This is a genomic window from Streptomyces tardus (genome assembly GCF_018101125.2).
In the GTDB taxonomy this organism is placed as follows: Bacteria; Actinomycetota; Actinomycetes; order Streptomycetales; family Streptomycetaceae; genus Streptomyces; species Streptomyces tardus.
The window spans coordinates 1724343-1746083 of record NZ_JAELVF020000001.1 but is presented as its reverse complement, the minus strand read 5'-3'; the positions used below and the strand labels follow the sequence as shown (position 1 = coordinate 1746083).

The window sequence follows — 21741 nt, the reverse complement described above, 5'->3', positions numbered from 1 at the left end:
AGAGACATGACTGAGACCGCAGGCGCACCGATCACCTACGAGAGCGCCGGAGTCGACATCGAAGCCGGCGACCGCGCCGTCGAGCTGATGAAGAAGTGGGTGGGGAAGGCGCAGCGCCCCGAGTCCCTCGGCGGACTCGGCGGGTTCGCCGGCCTCTTCGACGTCTCGGCCCTGAAGCGGTACGAGCGCCCGCTGCTCGCCTCGGCGACCGACGGCGTCGGCACCAAGGTCGCCGTTGCCCAGGCGATGGACGTCCACGACACCATCGGACACGACCTGGTCGCCATGGTCGTCGACGACCTCGTGGTCTGCGGCGCCGAGCCGCTCTTCATGACGGACTACATCTGCGTCGGCAAGGTCCGTCCCGAGCGGGTCGCCGCGATCGTCAAGGGCATCGCCGAGGGCTGCGTCCTCGCCGGCTGCGCGCTGGTCGGCGGCGAGACCGCCGAGCACCCCGGCCTGCTCGGCGAGGACGAGTACGACGTGGCGGGCGCGGGCACCGGCGTGGTCGAGGCGGACCGGCTGCTGGGCGCCGACCGCGTTCGCAGTGGCGACGCGGTGATCGCGATGGCCTCCTCGGGTCTGCACTCCAACGGTTACTCACTGGTCCGCAAGGTCTTCCTGGAGCGGGCCGGCTGGGCGCTGGACCGCGAGGTGCCGGAGTTCGGCCGGACGCTCGGCGAGGAGCTGCTGGAGCCGACCCGGATCTACTCGCTGGACTGCCTCGCCCTGGCACGTACGGCCGAGGTACACGCGTACTCGCACATCACCGGCGGCGGGCTCGCGGCCAATCTGGCCCGAGTCGTGCCCGACGGGCTGCGTGCCACCGTCGATCGCGGCACCTGGGCGCCGGCCCCGGTGTTCGGCACGGTCGCGGAGCTCGGCAGCGTCGCCAGGCCGGACCTGGAACGGACGTTGAACATGGGCGTCGGGATGATGGCCATCGTCCCCGCGGACTCGGTCGACGTGGCGCTGGCGACCTGCGCGGACCGCGGCCTCGACGCCTGGGTCGCGGGCGAGGTCACGGAGCGTGAAGGCGATGAGCCGGTCGTCCTCACCGGGGACTACGCGAGCTGATCCGCCGGGGCGGGCGCCGGTCCGACGCGGCCCGGCGCCGACCCGCTCGGCACCCGGCCTCTGTCGGAAACCGCCCGGACGAGTGCCCGATCCCGATGCGTGCGGTTGACCGTCGGTTCACCCCGGTGACAGCCGCGCGCCACCGTCGACCCCTACCCACCCGACCCGGCCCCCGCGCGCCCTGTGTACGCGTCTGAGGGCGCGCCGCGGGCGCTGTGGCGTACGGCCCCGTCGGCCGCGCGCGGCGCCCCCTGAGCCAGGCCTCGGAGGCGCGGCGGCGAAAGCCCCGGCCCTTGGCACTCAGTCCGGCGCCGAGCAGCACAAAACCCGGCCCCGGGAAAACCCGGACCGGGTACGTGCGCGATCAGGACGAACGCCTGCGCATGGACAAGCCGTGCGTCAAGCCTGACGTCGTCGAGCGGAAGAGCTGTCGCTCTCGCCCTCGTCGTCGTCCCCGTTGTAACGCTCGGCGTACCGCGCGTACGGGTCGTCCTCTTCCTCTTCAAGCGGCTCACCGTTCGGCGGCTGCTGCGCCGGCGGATTTGCGCCCAGCTCTTCGGCCAGACGCGAGAGGTCAGTCCCGCCGCTGTTGTACTTCAGCTGGCGGGCGACCTTCGTCTGCTTGGCCTTGGCCCGGCCGCGCCCCATGGCTCGACCCCCTCAACGACGGGGCTCGACGGCCCCAGAGTCTTGACACGCGTTCACAGTGGAGAGCGGACCCTCAGTGAGAGCCCGGCTCTAGAACTTCAACGGTACCTGTTTCCGCCGCCGTACGGTACGCCGCACGCGCGACCCGACAGGTGACCGCACCATCCATTGACCATTTTTTCGCTGGTCAACGGCGATTTTACCTTCTTGATGCCGCGTGTCCCACAGGGGGGTGGTGAGGGATGTCTCTCCGTGAGTCGTCACTGACGGTGACGTTTCTCCGGGCGTGCTCGGCAGGTGCGCTGTCGGCGGCCCTTCGACCCCGCGTCGCGGCTCTCCCGCTCGGCAGCCCGGGCGTTCGGCGGCCGTCGGGCCGGGCGGGGGAGCGGAGCCGCCGTCGTGCGGTGCGGGGTGCGCCGCACGACGGCAGAGGCGGTCAGCCGCGTGCTGCGGCCATGCGCTGTTCGGCGATCCGGTCGGCGGCGACCGCGGGCGGCACCCCGTCGCCCGCCGCGCGCTCGAAGATCTCCAGGGTGGTGTCGTAGATCTTCGTCGCCTTCTCCTTCGCACGCGCGAAGTCGAAGCCGTTCAGTTCGTCGGCGACCTGGATGACGCCGCCCGCGTTCACGACGTAGTCGGGGGCGTAGAGGATGCCCCGGTCGGCGAGGTCCTTCTCGACGCCGGGGTGGGCGAGCTGGTTGTTCGCCGCTCCGCAGACCGCTTTGGCGGTGAGCACCGGAACGGTCGCGTCGTCGAGCGCACCGCCGAGCGCACAGGGTGCGTAGACGTCCAGCCCCTCGGTGCGGATCAGCGCCTCGGTCGAGGCCGCGACGGTGACCTGCGGATGCGAGGCCCGTACGCGGTCGACGGACTCCCCGCGGACGTCGGTGACGACGACCTCGGCGCCGTCCTCGATCAGGAGGTCGACCAGCAGCCTGCCGACCTTGCCGACCCCGGCCACGCCCACGGTGCGGCCGCGCAGTGTCGGGGCTCCCCACAGGCGCTGAGCGCTGGCGCGCATGCCCTGGAAGACGCCGAAGGAGGTCAGCACGGAGGAGTCGCCGGCGCCGCCGTTCTCGGGGGAGCGGCCGGTGGTCCAGCGGCACTCGCGGGCCACCACGTCCATGTCCTGCACGTAGGTGCCGACGTCGCAGGCGGTCACATAGCGACCGCCGAGGGAGGAGATGAACCGGCCGTACGCCAGCAGGAGTTCCTCGGACTTCAGGACGTCCGGGTCACCGATGATCACGGCTTTGCCGCCGCCGTGCTCCAGCCCGGCCATGGCGTTCTTGTACGACATGCCGCGGGCGAGATTGAGGGCGTCCAGGGTGGCTGCCTCCTCGGGCAGCGAGTGGTCCGCGTAGGCGTGGAAGCGGGTGCCGCCGAGGGCGGGCCCGAGGGCGGTGGAGTGGATGGCGATGACCGCCTTGAGCCCACTCCTGCGGTCCTGGCAGAGCACGACCTGTTCGTGGCCGCCCTGCTCCGATCGGAAGAGGGTCTGCATGACTCCGTCGACGCTGACGGAGGGACGTACGTCAGTCACGGTGGTGACTCCTGTAGTCGCGATTGACACCCTCCTGCGGGTGGGGAGGGTCTGTTGAGCAGCAGAGTACGACTTCACGGGCGCGAGAGAGCCCGGGTGTCACCATCAGAGACAGCCGGGCGCACTTTCACAGCGGCCTCCGGCAACCGCCCGAAGGCTCACGAGATGCAAGGGAGCACCTGTGTCCCCGTCGACGGCAGTCACCGTCCCGTACACGTCCTATCTGCGGGTGTACGAGCCGCTGGCGGCCTTTCCCGAGCCCGAACGCAGCCACTGGACCCGCTACGCCAAGCGCACCGACCGGCCCGGCGTCCAGGACGAGCTGCGCGGGGCGCTCACCGCGCTGGCCGCAGTGCCGCCCGTGCTGGTGCAGGCGCGGGAGAGCGCGGACGCGTTCGTCGCGGAGGTGGACGGGGTGGTGTGCGTCTGCCCCTGGCGCACCAGGTTGCGCGGCTGGCAGGCGCTGGCGGAGGCGGGCAGCGAGCTGCCGCAGCCGGTGCTGGACCTGGCGATGCCGCCTTCCCTGCGGGAGCGCGCGAGCGCCGACTACGACAGCTGGCGCCGGCGCGACCCGCAGCACACGGACGCCCGTCCGTGGATCCGTACGGCCCTGTGGCACGTGCCGATCAGATGGTTTCTGTTTTTCAGGGATGAAGAGCGTGAATTCGGGAAGACGCCGGAAGGTCTTCAGCTGCGCTATCGCACACCGATGGTTCAGGCCAGGCGTCGTATCGCTCGGGCGTTGAAGCTCCTCCGCGCAGAACTGGAGGAGGGTCCGCTGGTCGACGGGCTGGTAGATGTGGGGCGTTGGCTCGAGGACTTCCACCCGCGTTCGCTCGTCGAGCTGGATTACGGGGGGCTGGTCCACATCATTCCCGAGGACCAGCTCGCCTCCGATCACTCGGCGGCCGAGGCGGACGAGGGGCTGGACGCGCTCCGCGAGGGCGACGAGGCACGGGCGGGCGAGCTGTACGAGGGGCTTGCCGAGCGTTGGCGCTCGGTGCAGCTGCGGCAGTTCGCCAGCTAGCGCCTCGACGCCGGGTGCCCGTGCGGTGCGACGCACGGATCGGGCACTGTGCGTTCGGCGGTACGGGTGGCACCGGGAGCACGGGTGGCACCAGCGGTAAGGGCATCACAGCAGTAGGCAGTAAGGGCAGCACAGGCAGTAAGGGCAGCACAGGCAGTACGGGCGGCACAGGCAGTATGGGCGGCGCGGAGAGGTCGGGGGACCTGCGTGCCGGGGGAGCGTTGTGGGTAACCGTGGGGCTGGTGTGACCACGGTCACTGAATGAGGGTCAGGGGGAGTTGAGACCGCTCCCCAACTGGGAAGTCTCCCTTGGGGATCAACCGGCTATTACCGGTCAAATCTCGCACTCAGTGATGGATTGCACAAAGACCCCCTTGCTCTCAAGCCCACCCCTCGTGTCAAAATAGGACAAGGAGTCCTGGACGGCCTCCTTCCGCCCAACTGCGGGCGGATACTTCGGCATTGCACTACTTGCGCGCTCCTGTGACGCCTCGTCAAGGATTATGACGGATTGTCACGGCCCTGTGACTGTCCGTTGTGGCACGGTCCGTCGGGTTCCGTGGAGGTTGATTGCAAGAGGGGGCAATTCCATCGGTTTGGCCCGACGCGGCTGGACGGATGGTGTAGTTGTAGTGCCGAGGACAAGCCGTTCGTCCTATAACCGACTCGACCTGTGGGCGCCTTTTCGGGCATCACAGGTCAAGGTGCAGAATTTAGAGGAAAGAACCGCATTGGTTCGGTTCTCCCGAGGAGGCCGCTCATGACCGCTCGCACCCCTGATGCCGAGCCGCTGTTGACTCCGGCTGAGGTTGCCACGATGTTCCGCGTCGACCCGAAGACGGTCACGCGCTGGGCAAAGGCAGGCAAGCTCACGTCGATTCGTACGCTCGGCGGGCACCGCCGCTACCGCGAGGCGGAGGTGCGTGCACTGCTGGCGGGGATCCCGCAGCAGCGCAGCGAGGCCTGAACAATCGCATAGAACGGGCGTTTTCGGGCTTTCCCGGGGGCGTCACTCAGCAGTGACGACAAGTAGCCGTCCCCATGCGGCACTTCGTTGTGATCGCGTCGGACTCCGCCGGGTTCGGCGCGATCGTCGTTTCCGGGGGCCGGTCGGGGGCGCCGGATGGGCTGCCGGGACGGGCGTCCGACGGTCGGTGCGATGCTCGCGAGGTGGGCTCCGGAGAAGAGTGCCGGTTCGCGGCTCAGTGCTCCGGGCGGCTGCCGGGCGGTACGGCGGTGACGGCCGGGGAGGCCGGCGGGTCGGGTGTGTGGGGGTTTCGGTGGGCGTTCTCAACCATCGGTGAAATTGCACATATTAAATTGACTCGGCGCAGGAACGGCATAAACTCCCCCAGTTGCCTTCGGGGTTGAGTGAGTCACGTCACATTTCTTCGACTTGCCGTGATACCTACCCTGCGGTAATGCGCCACTGTGCGGCGGTAGTTGATGCTTCCATCACTTTCGCGTCGAGTCGCCCGCGACGCGCCGGCGTTCGAGACCGGTTCGACGGCCGGTTCGTCGTGCTGCCGACCGACCGCGCGTCCGGGACCGCTCCTGCGCGGTCAACGCACTGCTCCCTCCCGGGGTGAGCGGGTGGCGGGGTGCGCGCTCGGCGGAGCACGGCGGTGCGTGGAGTCGCGTGCACGGCGCCGTACGGGCCGTCAGGCGCCCCGTGATCCGTACGGCTCCTGTGTGGCGCGTACGGCCGCTGTGGCGGCCTCCGCGGTCGTGGAGTCGTCCGCTCCCCGGGGAGAGGTCAGGGCGGGAGCAGAGGGCCGTAGGGGGTGGACGGCCGGTATCTCGGCGAGTGGTGCGGTGTCGGCCGGATGCGGAGCGGTGAACCGCACGGCGTCGACGAGGCTGCCGGAGTGCCGGTCGCGCGTTCCGCTCTCCTCGCCGAGGGTTGTCGGCCCGCGGGTGACGGCGGGCGGCTGCGCGGGTCCGCGCGGACCCGTGGGCTCCGACTGCCCTGCGGGCAGCACGGGTTGGGCGGTGCCGACGGGCCCGGCGGCCCGGGGTTCGCGCCGCCCGGTTTCGCGAGGCTCGGACCCGCCGGCGCCGGGCTCGCGAGGTGCTGAGCCGCCGACCCGTTGCCCGTCGGCACCGGGCTCGCGAGGCTCGAAGTCGCCGGGGAGGGCGGGTGGTTCGGGCTGCCGCGGTGCGGGCTCCGGGCCGCGGCCGGGCGCGTCGAGGCGGGCGGAGGGCGCGGGCGGGGTGGCCGGCACGAAGGGCACGGCCGACCCGAACGGCTCGACGGGATGCTCGGCCGCCAGGCGGCGCAGTCTGTGGCAGACCGCGCAGCGCGGCGTCGAGTGCGGGCCGAGCCGCGCGGCGGCGGACAGATGCGCGCGGAGCAGGGCCTTCGTGCTGTGCCGCCGGTGCTGCCGGGGCCCCCGGGCTGTCGCCATGCTGACACCTCCTGGTAGCAGAGGTACTCGCGCTGCGTAGCCGAGTCAAGACTGCGGGTGGAAGCTCTCGTACGGACGAAGCGGACCAACCCGGTCCGTACACCGCGCAGTTGAGGGTTCGGGGGCCGTCCGACACCCCTGGGTGCGGCCTGTGCGGGGCGCCCGTTCGAGCGGATCTGCGCGGCTGCCCGTACACGCCTGAGGGGCGCCTCGCGAACGAGACGCCCCTCAGTAATGCGGTCCTGACGGGATTTGAACCCGCGGCCTCCACCTTGACAGGGTGGCGAGCACTCCAAGCTGCTCCACAGGACCAGGTTTCGCGCCGCTTTCCTTGGCGCGAAACCAGACTGTACAGCAGGTCAGCCGCCCGGCGCGAATCCGTTCGAGCGGGCCTCCCGAGCGGGGTCCGTTCCGGTCACCGGGCGGCCGGGACGGCGGCGTCCACGGCCTTCACGATCCGCTTGTCGGACACCGGATACGCCGTGCCGAGCGCGTGCGCGAAGTAGCTCACCCGCAGCTCCTCGATCATCCAGCGGATCTCCCCGGCCGCCTCCGGCACCGGTCGGTCGGGCGGGAACTGCTCCAGCAGCCAGGCGTACTCGTCCTGCATCTCCGCCACCTTCGCCGTCCGCGCGGCGTCGCGCTGGGCGTTGTTGGGCAGCTGCTGCAACCGCCGGTCCGCGGCGACCAGATAACGCCGCAGATCGGGCAGACGACGGGCGCCGTGCGCGGTCACGAAGCCGGGCGGTACGAGAGCGGTCAGCTGGGCCCGCACGTCCGCCACCGAGGGGGCGAGGGTCGTGCTGGAGACCAACGGCGGCGATTTCATGCGGCGTTCGCAGGACTGCCAGGCGGCCAGCACCTCCCGCACCTGGGCGACGGCGCCCAGGGTGGCGTCCACGACGTCCGCGCGCACCGCGTCGAACAGCTTGCGGAACGCGGCCTCGTCCCACGCCGGGCCGCCGTGCACCGCCACCAGACGGTCGACCGAGGCGGACACACAGTCGGCGAAGAGCGCCTGGACGCTGCCGTGCGGAGTGCTGGAGAGCGCCAGCTTCTGCCGGTTGTCGAGCTTTCCGAGCGCGAATCTGGCCGGGTCCGAGGGGAGGTTGAGCAGGATCAGCCGGCGGGTGCCGACCCGCATCGCCGCCAACTGCTCCTGCTCGCTGTCGAAGAGGCGAACCGAGACGGTCCCGGCCTTCTCGCCGTCGTCGACCACGGCCGGGTACGCCCTGACCGGCTGGCCCGCGCGACGGGTCTCGAACGTGCGCTCCAGGGAGCCGATCGTCCAGGACGTCAGACCGGTGCGCTGCCTGGGTGCGGGCGTCTCCTCGGCGGACGCGGGCTGCTTGCCGTCGGCGCGGCCCTTCGTGCGAGTACGGACCTCGGACGCCTCGAAGGCCCGGGTCAGTGCCTCCTGCGCCTTGGGCTTGAACCGCAGCACGAGCGTCTGGATGTCCTTGCTCTCGGCGTCGGGGCCGACTTTGCGGCGCCGCTCGTCCACCACCCGGAAGGTGACGCGGAGATGATCGGGCACCTTCTCCCAGCCGAAGTCCCCGGCGTCGAAGCGCACACCGGTCAGCCGCACCAACTCCCGGGACAGCACGGCCGTCAGCGGCTCGGCGGGAGCCGCAGCCGGGTCCTGGCCGGCGTCGGCGAGCAGCTTCAGGAAGCGCCGGGCGAAGTCCGGGGCCGGGACGAAGTTGCGGCGGATCGCCTTCGGCAGCGAGCGGATCAGCTCGGTGACGACCTGGGCGCGCAGCCCGGGGATCTGCCAGTCGAAACCGTCCGGCCGCACCTGGTTGAGGACCTGGAGCGGTACGTGCACGGTGACGCCGTCCGCGTCCGCGCCGGGCTCGAACTGGTAGGTCACCCGCAGCTTGAGCGCGCCCTGCCGCCAGGTGTCCGGATAGTCGGCCCGGCTGATCTCCCCGGCACGCTCGTTGATGAGCATGGACTTCTCGAAGTTCAGCAGATCGGGTTCTTCCCGGCGCTTGCTCTTCCACCAGGAGTCGAAGTGCGCGCCGGAGACGATCTGCTCGGGGATGCGCTGGTCGTAGAAGTCGTAGAGCGTCTCGTCGTCCACCATGATGTCGCGGCGGCGGGCGCGGTGCTCCAACTCCTCGACCTCGCCCAGGAGTTTGCGGTTGTCCTGGAAGAACTGGTGGTGGTTGCGCCAGTCGCCCTCCACCAGGGCGTTGCGAATGAACAGGTCGCGGCTGGTCTCCTGGTCGATGCGGCCGTAGTTGACCTTGCGCTGGGCGACTACCGGCACGCCGTAGAGCGTGACCTTCTCGTACGCCATCACGGCGGCCTGCTTCTGCTCCCAGTGCGGCTCGCTGTAGGTGCGCTTGACCAGATGCCCGGCGATCGGCTCGATCCAGTCGGGGTCGATCTTCGCGTTGACCCGGGCCCACAGCCGCGAGGTCTCCACCAGCTCGGCCGACATCAGCCAGCGCGGCTGCTTCTTGAAGAGCGCGGAGCCGGGGAAGACGGCGAACCGGGCGCCGCGCGCGCCGCCGTACTCGTTCTTCTCCGGGTCCTTGAGGCCGATGTGCGACAGCATGCCGGCCAGCAGCGAGCGGTGGATCGCGTCGTCGGCCGCGTCCGCCTCGTTGAGCTCGACCTTCATGGTCCGCGCGGTCTGCCGCAACTGGGCGTAGATGTCCTGCCACTCGCGTATCCGCAGGTAGTTCAGGTACTCGGCCCTGCACATCCGGCGGAAGGCGGAGCTGGACAGCTCGCGCTGCTGCTCCTTGAGGTACCGCCACAGATTGAGGAAGGCGAGGAAATCGCTGGTCTCGTCCCGGAAGCGGGCGTGCTGCTGGTCGGCCTGCTGCTGCTTGTCGCTCGGACGCTCGCGCGGGTCCTGGAGCGAGAGCGCGGCGGCGATCACCATGACCTCGCGCACACAGCCGTTGCTGTCGGCCTCCAGCACCATTCGGCCCAGCCTCGGGTCGACCGGCAGCTGGGCGAGCCGTCGGCCGGTGTCGGTCAGCACGCGGCCCTTGCGCCCGCCCTGCTGCTTGACCGGCTTGCCCGCGCTGCCCGCCTCCAACGCGCCCAGCTCCTCCAGGAGTTGGACGCCCGCCTTGATGCTGCGGTGGTCCGGTGGATCGATGAAGGGGAACCGCTCGATCTCGCCGAGCCCCGCCGCCGTCATCTGGAGGATGACCGAGGCGAGGTTGGTGCGCAGGATCTCCGCGTCCGTGAACTCCGGTCGCGCGCGGAAGTCGTCCTCGCTGTAGAGCCGGATGCAGATGCCGTCCGAGGTGCGACCGCAACGCCCCTTGCGCTGGTTGGCGCTGGCCTGGGAGACCCGCTCGATCGGCAGCCGCTGGACCTTGGTGCGGTGGCTGTAGCGGGAGATGCGGGCGTTGCCCGGGTCGACGACGTACTTGATGCCCGGCACGGTGAGCGAGGTCTCCGCGACGTTGGTGGCCAGTACGACGCGGCGGTTGCTGTGGCGCTGGAAGACTCGGTGCTGCTCGGCGTGGGAGAGCCGTGCGTACAGCGGCAGGATCTCGGTGTGCCCGAGCCGGCGTTTCTCCAACGCGTCTGCGGTGTCCCGGATCTCCCGCTCGCCGGAGAGGAAGACCAGCACGTCGCCCGGGCCCTCCGCCTGGAGCTCGTCGACCGCCTCGCAGATAGCGGTGACCTGGTCGCGGTCCGGCTCCTCCGACCCCTCCTCCAGCAGGGGCCGGTAGCGCACCTCCACCGGGTACGTCCGGCCGCTCACCTCGATGATCGGGGCGTCGCCGAAGTGCCGCGAGAAACGTTCGGGATCGATGGTCGCCGAGGTGATGACGACCTTCAGATCCGGGCGCCTGGGCAGCAGTTGGGCGAGGTAACCGAGCAGGAAGTCGATGTTGAGGCTGCGCTCGTGCGCCTCGTCGATGATGATCGTGTCGTAGCGCAGCAGATCCCGGTCCGTCTGGATCTCGGCGAGCAGGATGCCGTCCGTCATCAGCTTGACCAGCGTGGTGTCCTTCACCTGGTCGGTGAAGCGGACCTTCCAGCCCACCGCCTCGCCGAGCGGGGTGCTCAGCTCCTCGGCCACCCGCTCGGCCACCGTCCGCGCCGCGATCCGGCGCGGCTGGGTGTGCCCGATCGTGCCCTTGATGCCGCGGCCGAGCTCCAGGCAGATCTTGGGAATCTGGGTCGTCTTGCCCGACCCGGTCTCGCCCGCGACGATCACCACCTGGTGGTCGCGGATCGCGGCCAGGATGTCGTCCTTCTTCTGGCTGACCGGCAGCTGCTCGGGGTAACTCACCTCCGGCAGCGCGGCACGCCGTGCGTCGAGCCGCTGCTCGGCCCGGTCGGCCTCGGCGGCGATCTCGGACAGCACGGACTGCTGGGCCTGCGGTGTGCGGATGCGCCGCGCGCCCTCCAGACGGCGGCCGAGCCTGCGGGAGTCCCGCGGAGGCAGTTCGGAGAGCCGCGCGGCGAGGGCGGCATGGCTGAGGGCAGGTGCGCTGGACATACGGGCCCCAGCATCCCATTCGGGCGCATGGGACCGCGAGTGGATTTGCGACGGCACCCGCCGGGGGTGCTCGACACCGGCCGCAGGAGCGGTGCCGGGCCGCGGTCGGGGGCGTGTCGGGAGCGCAGCTCGGCCGCGGCCGGGTCGCTGTCTGCGGGGCAGCGGATGGCGCGAGGTGTACGGGCGTGAGCACGGGTGGGCGGGTGCGGGCGTGAGCGCCGCTCACCGATGAGTTCGGTGCGGCTGCGGCGTCGTACCCCTGTGACAGGAGCGAATGTGACAGGAGCGAACCGAGCAGAGGGAGCAGCGCCGTGGTGATCGTCGCGGGACATGTGGAAGTTGATCCGGCGCAGCGCGAGGCGTATCTCGCCGGCTGTGCCGCGGTGGTCGAGCAGGCCCGGGGCACAGCCGGTTGCCTGGACTTCGCGATCACCGCGGACCTGGTGGATCCGGCGCGGGTGGTCGTCTTCGAGCGGTGGGATTCGGTCGAGGCGGTGGAGGCGTTCAGGGGCAGCGGCCCGGGAGAGGAGCAGACCGCGGAGATCCGGTCCGCCTCGGTGGCCGAGTACGACGTGGCCGACGTCCGCCCGTTGACCTGAGCGGGGCTCGCGAAGCCTGGCGCCGGGGGTCTTGTGCTTCCGCGCGGGGCAGGAGGACCACTCGCCACGACGGAGGCCGCACCGGCTTGCGCCCTTCAACGTTTTCCGGGCGCAGCCGGTGCCCCTCTGCGTCCAGGCGCCGCATTTCGGTTGAGCACCCGCCATGCCCCACTGCCTTCTCGGCCGGAATCTGCTGCCGCTGATTCCACAGCAGGAGTGTTCTCGTCGGCAGGGCGCAGAACAGCCGCGTGGAAGCCTTTCGCCCGTGCCGGGGGAGTGCGCTGATCGAGCCGTGCACAAGGGGAGTTGGGCGTGAGCGGGGTGCGCCGGCGAGACCGGAGTGCCACGCGCACTCCGGGTGACCGCGCGGGTCAGGCACGGCGTTCGACGGTGATCGCGGTCGTGACCAGGCTCTCGTCGGCGGTCCACCGTCCGTCGAATGAGGTGAGCGGGCGGCCGAACAGTTCGGGGCCGCTGGTGTGCAGCCGGGCTGTGAACGTGCCTTCGGGGGCGATCGTCACCGTCGCCTCCCTGAAGTGCAGCCATCTGCGGGCCAGGGGGAACCAGGCCTTGTAGACGGCCTCCTTGGCGCTGAAGAGGACGCGGTCCCACGCGATGCCCTCCGTCGTGGGCAGCGCCGCCACCATGGCGAGCTCCTCGGCGCGGGCGATGGCCCCCAGCACCCGCTCGGGCAGGGCTTCATGAGGCTCTGCGTCGATGCCGAGGGTGGCCACGTCCGCGGCGCTCGCCACCGCAGCGGCGCGGTACCCGGTGCAATGCGTCATGCTGCCGACGATGCCGTCCGGCCACTGGGGCGCGCCGTACTCGCCGGGCAGCAGCGGTACGGGCGCGCAGCCAAGTGTCGCCAGCGCGTCGCGCGCGCACGCCCGAACGGTGGCGAACTCGGCCTTGCGGCGGGCGCCGGCGCCGGCGACGACGGCTCGCTCCTGCGGTGACAACTCGACGTCGAGACAGTCCTCGAAGGCATGCGCCCAGCGCACCGACGGCGGAACAACGCGGTCGAGCATGCTTCAACCTCGATCCAGCGCGCAGCGTGGGCCTGCGGAGAGACGGACGTGAAAGTTCGGCAGGCGGTTGCGGCTGTCCGCGGCTTCGACGATTCGAATCCGAGCGAACCTGCCGGGCCGCGAAACCGACGACCACAGTTCACGCGGCAGTCGAGGTTCAGCCGGCCAGTGAGTCCTCGACCTTGCGCAGTTCTTCGGCTACCCCCAGGAGGTCGTCCGCGCAGGCTGAGAGAATCTCGGCGACAGCACTCCTGCCGTGCGTCGGAATGGCCGGGGCGAGACGTTTCCAGTCCTCGGTGCTGTACAACTGCGTCCGCAACTGGTGTAGGACGAATCTCCCGTTCTCGTTGAGCCGGAGTGACGGGTCCTTGCGGATCCGGTCGAACAGATCCATCCGTTGCGCGTGATCCGAAACGGAACTCACGGTTCGCCTGCCGACCACGGACGACAAACTCGTGCGGTCTTCCGTGTACCCATTGCGCTGTCTGTCGGGAACAGGTTTCTGGCCGTTGGCCAGGCGCTGCCGAACATCGCGCACGGTACCCACGGAGATGCCGGTCTTCCGGGCGACCTCTCGAAGAGAGGCCGTTGGGTTCTGCTGGATCATCTCGGCTGCCGCTGCCCGTCCCGCCGCCGTGCTCGACGGCCGGGCCCGGCCGTCACAACCGATCCGGACTTCCGGCCGTACGTTTCCCTCGTCGGACTGCCGCCGGACGGCCGCCACGCTCTTGGGGTTCAGACCACTCATCTTGGCGATGCTGCGGTCGGACCACTCCGGGTGATAGCGGAGGATTCGCAGCGCGGCCTGTTTTCTCTCCTCCCGTGACAGCGGAAGCCCGTGCCGCACGTTGGACTCCACTGCGAGGGTGAACGCGGCGCTTTCGTCGCCCTCGAACCACTGCGCGGCGATCGTGTCTCGGCCTCGCAGCTTCATCGCGTGGACCCGATGCGTTCCGTCCACTATGCGCAACGTTTTTCGGTGCACCAGGATCGGCTGGAACTCCGCGTCGCTCTCCGCCAGCCTTCGTACATGCTCCAGATCGATTCCGAAACGCGGCGAGTCGGCCTGCAGCAGGGAACTCATCGCGATCTGGAATCTTGTTTCCGGTTCGTGGCCTGGAGTTTCTGGCATTGGTTCTTCTCCTGGGGCGGGCAGACAACTGAGGCGTCGGATCTAGGCATTCTCATAACTGGGCCGCATCGCGCGGAGGCTGGTCACCGAGAGGAGGAGAGCCACGGCGGAGGCGCAGACGATGGCTGTCGGCACCGAGAGGTGAGACGTGACGAGGGCGATGTAGCCGCCCGCCAGCGGAAGCCCGAGCAGCGAGAGGATCATGGTGATGGAGATGGTCAGCGCGTAGTTCTCCGCCGGCATGGCCGCGTTCCGGATCACTCGCGCATGCACGGAGAAGGCCACCAGAGGCCCTGCGACGAGGCAGAACGCCAGCGCGAGCACAGGCACACCGGTGGAGAAGGCGAGCAGCATCGGGCTGGCCGGGATCACCACGGCGGCGATGACGCCCAACGGCCTGACCAGCTTTTTCTCCGCGATCTTCGAGCCTGACACGAAGTAGGCGAACGACACCACGGCCGCCAGTCCGTAGACACCGCCGAGATACACCTCGGACTCGCCCTCGATGTTCAGGACCAGGTCGGGCAGTGCGGTGTACATGAGGCCGAAGGCGAAGTTCGTCGACATCATCAGGATGCCGAGCCAGCGCAGCGTGACGCTGGTGGCGACGAACCGGAAGGCGTCCCTGATGGCGGGAAGAGTGTTCCTGAGCGACACCCGGCTCCGGTGCTCATCGCTCGGAATGCTCCTGGCCAACAGTAGAAGCGCCAGATAGCTCAGCGCCGAGACAAGGAAGAGCAGATGTGGTGCCGTATGCACGACGACCCACGCACCAAAGATGGGTACGATCACCTGCATCGCCTGCTGGTTGAACTGGAAGAAGGAGAATGTTTTCGCCACCTCGCCTTCACTGTCAAGCGTGGTGATGTGCTTCTCGAAGGCGACGTACGCGAACAGGTTGAAGAGGGAGAGAATCCCGCCGACGATGATGTAGGCAACGGCGTTCTCGGACCCCAGGAGAAGGCCGAAGAACAGGAAGCAGACGGCCAGTCGGATCGCGTTCGCCCCCACGAAGACATTCCGTACGCCGTAGCGGTCCACGATGATCCCGGTGAGTGGAAGCATCACAATTGTCGGCAGCCACTCGACTAAGAAGGCAACGCCCGACGACTGCACGCTGCCGGTGGCGCGGAACACCATGAGAGGAATGGCGAAGAGGAGAAATCGCTCAATAAGCGTCTGGAACAATAGGTATATTTTGAGCGACAAAAGGACCCCCGTGGCGGCAAGGACGTGTATCCCTCCACGCCATCAAGCAGCAATAAGTCATGGTCGATCTCAACTGGCCTGATTTTGACCGAACCACCACAGAGCTGTCAACGGGTTCACCGTAAATCGGACCCGACTCGGAAGTCAGTCATATCGGACTGTCTGCTTCGTCGGATGCGCCACGAAGTGCGGCCAAAATGGAACGAATCGAATCGCTGATGTGACGCATGTCACACTGTCTTGGATTCGTTTGCCGGTTATGGAACCCAGTCTTGCGCTTTCATGGCCTGGACTGTTCGGCAGCGGGTCGAAGCAGCAGGGAACGCCTTGAACAGCGGGAATGTGGATTTCCTCAAGCACCGGTCCCTCGCCGCGGGAAAATTACCCGGGTGACGAAGCGTCTATCCGCGCGTTCGTGCCCGTTCCGGCTCCCGGTGGAGCGGGAGCGGCCGGGCCCGGGCACGCCATCACCCGGCGCTCCCGGGGCCATGAGCAAGCTCCCGTTCCCGGTGCGAGCGCTCGGCACCTGCTCACGCGGCTCCAAGGGGCTGCGACAACAGGATCGGAAAGGCTTCGTTGACCGTCTTGACGACCTCGTCGGGCAGGACCCCGTGGGTCGGCAGCTCCTTGCCCCCCGAGACCCAGATCGTCCGCATGCCCAGCGCGGCGGCACCCGCGATGTCGTCCTCCAAGGAGTCGCCGACCATCCAGGCGCCCTCGAGCGCCGTGGCGGCACGGCGCTCGACGATCCGGAAGGACTCCGGATCGGGCTTGCTCACTTCCTCGTCATGGGCGAAGCAGAGCACGTCGAAGCAGTCGCCCAGGTTGTCGCGCATCTTGGGACGCTGCTGATCCTCCCGGCCGTTGGTCAACAGCGCGGTCCGCCAGCCGTGTTCACGCAGCCGGCGCAGGTTGTGCGGCACACCGTCGAACGTCAGGACGAGGTGGGGCCACCGCTGCCAGAACAGTCGCCGTAGTTCGGAGGGCGCTTCGGCGAACCCGAAACGGTCCACGATAGTACGGAACGTCACTTCGGGAGAGACCGGCCGCTGCTGCTCGTCGCGCAGGAAGGCCAGCCCCTCCGGGCCCAACTCCCGCTGCTCGGCCAGCTCGACGAACCAGCGGTCGATCCCGCCGACGCTGTCCACCAGCGTGTCGTCGAGATCGAATATGACGAACTTCTTCACGCGTGACCACTCACCCTCAGGACGACGACAGCGGGAACGGCATCAGGAACGGCATCGGGAACGGCAACAGCAGAGGCAGCGGCGAACCGGCTTCGGCCGACCGCGCGCACCGGCGAACGATCGGCCGAAGCCGTGGAGCGCCGTTCGAGCGGCGCCCGGTCGGATCAGACCACGTGCTTCGCGATGGTGCGGGCGCACTGCAGGGACTCGGTGTGACTGGTGTCGACCTCGACGTCGTACTCCACGCCCTCGTGTACCTTCTCGGCCTGTGAGGCCGCCATCCCGGACACGCGGTCCCCGCGGGCGGTCTCCCGCCCCGCCGCGATCTCGGCGTCGCACCGGACGCCGACCCAGATCACGTCGAGGCCCTCCAAGTGCCCGCGCAGACGGTCCTGCGAACTCCTGCCCCCCAGGAAGACGTCGTCGATGATGACCCGGGCCCCGGCCCGTGCCATGGCAGCGATGCCCGCCGTCCAGGCGGCCTCGGCCTCGCGGAAGCTCGCACCGACCTCGACCTCTCCGTCGTTGCCCAGTTCGACGCCCCCGTCGCTCTGCATCATCTTCGCCGGCAGCGCCTCGATGAGGTCGTCCACCCCGAGACTGATCCAGGGCAGCGGAAGAATGGCCTTCAGACAGCGGGTGATGCCGCTCTTCCCCGAGCTGGACCCGCCGTTGATAACGATGATCTGTGTCGTCACTTGATCGGTATACCTTCCAGGATGATGCGTTCCATCTTGCGTACGTGCGGCCAGTAGTCGGAGACCGCGTAGTGCTGGGTCGCGATGTTGTCCCAGATCGCCACGTCCCCCTCCTCCCACGGGAAGCGGCACTGGAACTCCGGCCGCCAGGCGAGCCGGTGGACCAGGTCGAGAACGCGGCGGCTCTCCTCCTCGCCGACCCCCTCGATGCGGACGCCGGAGACCTTGTTGGAGAACAGCAGCTTTTCCCCCGTCAGGGGGTGGGCGAGCACCAGCGGGTGCGACTGGGCGGGGAACCTCTCCTGCATCCGGCGGAGCTCCTCCTCCTTGTCCTTGAAGGCGGAGCGGTAGATCTGCACCCAGTCGTGCACGACCCGTAGTTCGTCGAGCTCGGACTTGACCGAGTCGCTCAGCGAGTCGTACGCCTTGGCCATGTTGGCCCAGACCGTGTCGCCCCCCTGGGGAGGGGTCCGCACCGCCCGCAGGACCGAGGCGAACGGCGGCACCTCCCGCCAGTTGAGGTCGCTGTGCCAGGCGTTGAGGTTTCCGGTGATCTTCTCGTCGTGATGGATGCCGGTGATCTCCGGATGCTCGGGGTACGGCTGGAACGGGGAGATCCCGGGGATCACGTCGGCATCCGAGCGGAAGGGGTGCACCTCCTTCTTGCCGAGCTGCCCCACCATCTCCGCGAAGGTGGCCGGGCTGAAGTGCTGGTTCTTGAAGAAAACCACCTTGTGTTGCAGCAGCAACTCCAGCACGAAGTCTCTGAATCCCGGTACTGCGGGATCCATCCGGTAGCCGTCGACGACCACACCGAGGTGTGTGCCGAGCCTGCTGCGTGCCATGGCTAGTCTCCCGCCGTCGTAGTGACTGTGTAGGTGTCGACGATCCGCCCCATGCTCTCCTCGACCGAGGCCTCGGACGATCCGCCGACCAGGAACCGGCCACCGGTGCGCCAGACGTTGCCGCGTCCGTTCAACACATCGCCCACCTCGGGGATATCGGCGCTCAGGACAGTGCTGGGCAGTTCATCAACGCCGGTGACGTCGAGGACCCGGACGGGCCCGTCCGGGTCCAGAGGCATGTACAGCCACCCGGAGGCGCCGTGGCCCGGTGTGTCCAGCATGGTCCTGGGCGTGGCCACCTCAGACGGCAAGCCCATGCAGGCCAGCACCGCCTCCTTGGCGAGGTCGACGCCGAAGACTGTGCGCTGGTGCCAGGAGATGCCCGCGCCGCCGAAGCGGTTGCCGATTTCCAGGAAGACCAGCCGGTCGTCGGGCGTGTGGAAAAGCTCCAGATGGAAAGTGCTCTCCGTCAGCGCCAGGGCGTGCAGGACCTGTGCGGTGAACGTCCGCATCCGCTCGGTGAGTTCCGGGTCGTCCGAACTCACCGCGGCCAGCGGCTGGTTGCCGTGCTGGAAGTTGAAGCAGGTGTCCAGGTAGCGGGAGGTGCAGAACCAGCGCAGGTCGCCGTCGCGCACGACGCCGTCGATGTGGTAGATCGAACCCTGCACGAACTCCTCGACCTCGTACCCCTCCTCGATGCCGCCTTCCGCGGCGAGGGCCAGCAGTTCGGTACCGCTCTCCAGGATGCGCACCCCTATGCTCGCGCCCTGGCTGCGTGGCTTGAGCACGATCGGCCCGGGCGGCAACTGCCCGACGAAATCGCTGAGTTCGTTGTTCCAGGTCCGCGGGCTCACGGCCAGGAAGCGCGGCACGGGCACGCCCGCGGATGCCAGCGCCTCCTTCATCGGCACCTTGTCCCTGCACAGCAGTGCGGTACGCACGCTCGTGCCGGAGACCTCGAAGTGTTCACGCAGCCGCGCGGCCGGCAGTGTCGTGTGCTCGTACAGCGCCACGATCGCGTCGGGGGGGCCGAAGTCGGCAGCGAGCTCGTCGACGAGCTCGCGCATGCGGTCGATGGCGCGGTCGTAGGTCTCCAGGTCCGTCGAGTCCGGCAGGTCCAGGAGGGCGATTCGGGCGAACCGAGAAGCCAGCTCGTCGGGCAGCCGCGACCTGCTGCCGCGCGCCATCACGGCCGTCACATGATCGGCGTCGAAGTCGATCGTGTGCGCCTCGGAGGCGTGGAAGCCGATGTGGACGACGTGCCGCTTGGCGGACCTCACGGGCGCACCGCGATCGACTCGTGCAGGAAGAGCCGTTTGGCGACGCCGCCTCGCTCCTCGACGTACGCGACGAGTTTGTCGCTGTCGATCATCGCCGGGTGGGTCTCGTCGTACTCGACACACATCACCGCGCCCAGCCAGGGCTCCTGGCCCATCGCGTACACGTAGACCGAGCGGGCCCGGAGAGTGTCGACGATCGCCGCCCCCTGCTCGAAGTTGCTGCCCTTGAGGCGGCGCCCCGCGTCGATCCTGCGCTCCAGCTTCTCGGGGAACAGCGGACCGTACAGCCAGCTGACCGGGGCACCGACGCTCTCCATCCCGATGAACACCGTGTCCACCCGGCCCACCGTCGCCGTGATCCGCGCGTACAGCTGCGGCGAGATGTTGGTGGAGTCGGCGGCGAACAGGACCCGCGTGCCGTCCAGGTCGAGCAGCCAGCCGCACTTGGTGCGGATGCGGATGTCGCCGTGCTCGCCGAGGAACGGCAGCGCGGTGATGGAGCCGCCGGGGGTGTCGATCGATTCGAGGTCGTCGAGCTCCACGACGTCGTGGAAGCGCAGACCGGTCAGGATCCGCTTCAGGTCCGGGTCCACGAGGCTGGAGTTGGCGGACTTCGCGATGACGACCCGCCCGACCCGGTGCCGGATCTTCAGCAGGGTCTCCAGGAGCATGTGGTCCTGATGGTTGTGGGTGATCATCACATAGTCGATTCGCTCGGGCAGGTCGTCGAAGGTGAACCTGCCGTCGCTCTCGTGCGAGTAGCCGCTGTAACTGATCACCGGGTCGACCAGGAACGTGGTCCCCTGGTGCCGGACGAACACGCAGGCGTGGCCGACGTACTCGATGGTGTCCGGGGCGTCCTGCGCGGCGGCCGGCTCGGGAGTCTCCTCGAAGAAGCCCCTGAAGGTGTCCGCGCGCTCCCCGTCGAGGCCCAACTCTGCGGCGATCCCGTCCAGTTCTCGGGGTTCGAGGCCGCCGGCGAAGACCTTGTCGAGCAGCGGCGAGTCCAACGGCACGGTCACCAGGACCTGGTCGGGCGTGTACTCGAGCACCGGCGTCGTCAGAGCGAACTGCCGGGCGTCCTGGTGGATGGTGGAGAACCGGACCTGCTGCAGTCCCGGGTCGGAGTAGGAGGAGGCGTAGAGCAACGGTTCGATGAACCGGTAGTCGGGCGTGCGGTTGTCGCGGTTGTAGAACAGCTCCACCCGGCCCGCGAGTGGCTCCGGGAGCGTGCCGTAGACCGACTCCATGGAGGCACCGGTCAGCCCGGGCAGGACCTTCTGCTCCAACTCGTCGATGGCGTCCGCGAGTTCGAGGAGCGGGCCTATCTCCTCGCGCGAGGACTCGTACCAGTCCCTGACCTTCTCGTACGAGCCCTCCTGCTCGTGCACGAAGGGGCCGCCCTGGAATCGAGGCTGCTTCAGCGCTGTGCGGTGTGCCTCGGGCTCGTCCAGGTAGGACTCGACGATGTTCCTGTAGTGGTGCTTCAGGTACTTCGCCAGCGTGTGCGGAGGCAGCAGGTACGACCACGCGTACCACCCGGCGACGGCCGGCTCCGCGATGACATTCCTCTTCAACGACAGGGGCATATCAGTCTCCGGATTCGCAGACGTAGTACTGGAACACACAGTCGTCCTGGCGTGCGGTGGCCTGCAGCACCCGAAGGCCCGCTCCCGCCAGGTCGAGGGCGTCGAGCAGAACGGGGCTGTGACCCAGCAGAACCATCGAGCCCCCCGGCCGCAGGGTGGCTGCGAGCTTCGGCAGCATCTCCCGCGCCCGAACCGTCGATACCACCTCGGAGTTGAGGAACCGGCTGAAAACGATCTCGGCGCTGCCCGGTTCGACCGCCGGGTTCACCGCATCGCCGTGGTGCACCCGCTCCAGGCGCCCCTTGGCGTACGCGACCATCTCCCGGCTCACGTCCTGGCCGACCGTCCTGATCCGCGCCGGGTTCAGCGTCGCGAAGTCGGACAGGAACCGGCCCGTCGAACAGGCTGGGTCGTAGGCGACGACGTCCTCGGTGAGCGCGCAGAACCGCGCACCGAAGCGGTCCTTGGTGTAGCGGCGTATGTGCTCCTCGCCCATGCTCAGGAAGGCATCGCGCTCATCGCTGACCAGCCACCCGTCGGACGGGCTCGTTTTCTCGACGCCCTGTTCCCGCTGCTTGGCGAAGGGGTGGACGAGCTCGGTGAGCGGGGTGATCGCGTCGAACACCGCCCTGCGCGCCGTTTCGTCCAGGGGCCGGAAAGCGACCCGCGCATCGGTGGCCGAGCTGCGGAAGGCCTCCAGCTCGCCCACGACGTTGTGCCAGTACACGCGGCTGCAGAAGATGCCCGGCATGTCCCGGTCCAGGACGTACTCGGAGATCGTCTTGTACCCGGCGTACCAGCGCTCGCCGAGCCGGAACACGAAGAGCCGTTCGGGCCTGCCGGTCAGCTCCTCCTGCAGGCAGTGGCCGCCCGGTCGCTCCCAGCGGGAGAAGACGCCCGCCTGCAGCTCCGTCCTGGTCTTGATCTCGGCTTCGAGGAATGCCGGATCGAGAGGCTGCCCTCGGGACCAGCCCTTCTCGGTGTCCAT

17 protein-coding genes and 1 tRNA gene are annotated in these 21741 nt (G+C 68.8%); 4 read left to right on the top strand and 14 right to left on the bottom strand.

Features of this window, described 5'->3' with window-relative positions; all coding sequences use genetic code 11:
• The first annotated feature begins 6 nt into the window (after positions 1–6).
• Positions 7–1077: a phosphoribosylformylglycinamidine cyclo-ligase gene (purM, locus tag JGS22_RS07495; RefSeq protein ID WP_211039495.1), complete on the top strand. Its 1071-nt coding sequence runs from the start codon at positions 7–9 to the stop codon at positions 1075–1077.
• Between the two features lie 399 nt (positions 1078–1476).
• Here purM and JGS22_RS07490 read toward each other — a convergent pair whose 3' ends face one another.
• Both JGS22_RS07490 and JGS22_RS07485 read right to left on the bottom strand, forming a co-directional pair.
• Positions 1477–1725 carry a DUF3073 domain-containing protein gene (locus JGS22_RS07490; protein ID WP_211039496.1) on the bottom strand — a complete coding sequence of 83 codons (249 nt, stop codon included), beginning with the start codon at positions 1723–1725 and terminating at the stop codon, positions 1477–1479.
• A 436-nt stretch (positions 1726–2161) separates the two neighbouring features.
• Positions 2162–3229 carry a Leu/Phe/Val dehydrogenase gene (locus JGS22_RS07485; RefSeq protein ID WP_211039522.1) on the bottom strand — a complete coding sequence of 356 codons (1068 nt, stop codon included), beginning with the start codon at positions 3227–3229 and terminating at the stop codon, positions 2162–2164.
• Positions 3230–3449: 220 nt separating this feature from the next.
• Between JGS22_RS07485 and JGS22_RS07480 the strand changes: the two genes are divergently transcribed.
• On the top strand, positions 3450–4295 hold the full coding sequence (locus JGS22_RS07480; RefSeq protein WP_211039497.1) for a DUF8083 family protein: 846 nt from the start codon (positions 3450–3452) through the stop codon (positions 4293–4295).
• Between the two features lie 760 nt (positions 4296–5055).
• Entirely contained in the window at positions 5056–5262 is a 207-nt protein-coding gene (gene bldC / locus JGS22_RS07475) for a developmental transcriptional regulator BldC (RefSeq protein WP_003949541.1), read from the top strand.
• Positions 5263–5956: 694 nt separating this feature from the next.
• Here bldC and JGS22_RS07470 read toward each other — a convergent pair.
• The 3 genes from JGS22_RS07470 to hrpA form a co-directional block, all read right to left on the bottom strand.
• On the bottom strand, positions 5957–6703 hold the full coding sequence (locus JGS22_RS07470; RefSeq protein ID WP_211039498.1) for a DUF6274 family protein: 747 nt from the start codon (positions 6701–6703) through the stop codon (positions 5957–5959).
• A gap of 237 nt (positions 6704–6940) precedes the next feature.
• Positions 6941–7015: transfer RNA gene (locus JGS22_RS07465), tRNA-Asp, on the bottom strand.
• 103 nt (positions 7016–7118) lie between these two features.
• Positions 7119–11186, bottom strand: coding sequence for an ATP-dependent RNA helicase HrpA (hrpA, locus tag JGS22_RS07460; protein ID WP_211039499.1), 4068 nt, complete (start codon positions 11184–11186; stop codon positions 7119–7121).
• Positions 11187–11497: 311 nt separating this feature from the next.
• Here hrpA and JGS22_RS07455 point away from each other — a divergent pair, with 311 nt between their 5' ends.
• Positions 11498–11785: a putative quinol monooxygenase gene (locus JGS22_RS07455; protein WP_211039500.1), complete on the top strand. Its 288-nt coding sequence runs from the start codon at positions 11498–11500 to the stop codon at positions 11783–11785.
• 371 nt (positions 11786–12156) lie between these two features.
• Here the strand turns inward: JGS22_RS07455 and JGS22_RS07450 are convergent, their stop codons facing one another.
• From JGS22_RS07450 to JGS22_RS07410, 9 genes are all read right to left on the bottom strand, one after another.
• Positions 12157–12813, bottom strand: a complete 657-nt coding sequence (locus tag JGS22_RS07450; RefSeq protein WP_211039501.1) for a 4'-phosphopantetheinyl transferase family protein — start codon at positions 12811–12813, stop codon at positions 12157–12159.
• Between the two features lie 157 nt (positions 12814–12970).
• Positions 12971–13897: a winged helix-turn-helix transcriptional regulator gene (locus JGS22_RS07445; RefSeq protein WP_236073071.1), complete on the bottom strand. Its 927-nt coding sequence runs from the start codon at positions 13895–13897 to the stop codon at positions 12971–12973.
• 90 nt (positions 13898–13987) lie between these two features.
• On the bottom strand, positions 13988–15133 hold the full coding sequence (locus tag JGS22_RS07440; protein WP_211039503.1) for an MFS transporter: 1146 nt from the start codon (positions 15131–15133) through the stop codon (positions 13988–13990).
• Positions 15134–15684: 551 nt separating this feature from the next.
• Positions 15685–16341 (bottom strand): HAD family hydrolase, encoded by a 657-nt coding sequence (locus tag JGS22_RS07435; protein ID WP_211039504.1) that lies wholly within the window; start codon positions 16339–16341, stop codon positions 15685–15687.
• Positions 16342–16505: 164 nt separating this feature from the next.
• Complete coding sequence (cpt, locus tag JGS22_RS07430; protein WP_211039505.1) at positions 16506–17039, bottom strand: chloramphenicol phosphotransferase CPT; 534 nt, start codon at positions 17037–17039, stop codon at positions 16506–16508.
• On the bottom strand, positions 17036–17884 hold the full coding sequence (locus tag JGS22_RS07425) for a TauD/TfdA dioxygenase family protein (RefSeq protein ID WP_211039506.1): 849 nt from the start codon (positions 17882–17884) through the stop codon (positions 17036–17038). The genes cpt and JGS22_RS07425 overlap by 4 nt, the downstream gene beginning before the upstream one ends.
• A gap of 2 nt (positions 17885–17886) precedes the next feature.
• Positions 17887–19164 (bottom strand): ATP-grasp domain-containing protein, encoded by a 1278-nt coding sequence (locus JGS22_RS07420; protein ID WP_211039507.1) that lies wholly within the window; start codon positions 19162–19164, stop codon positions 17887–17889.
• Positions 19161–20741: an MBL fold metallo-hydrolase gene (locus tag JGS22_RS07415; RefSeq protein WP_236073070.1), complete on the bottom strand. Its 1581-nt coding sequence runs from the start codon at positions 20739–20741 to the stop codon at positions 19161–19163. The genes JGS22_RS07420 and JGS22_RS07415 overlap by 4 nt, the downstream gene beginning before the upstream one ends.
• A gap of 13 nt (positions 20742–20754) precedes the next feature.
• Entirely contained in the window at positions 20755–21741 is a 987-nt protein-coding gene (locus JGS22_RS07410; protein ID WP_211039509.1) for a class I SAM-dependent methyltransferase, read from the bottom strand.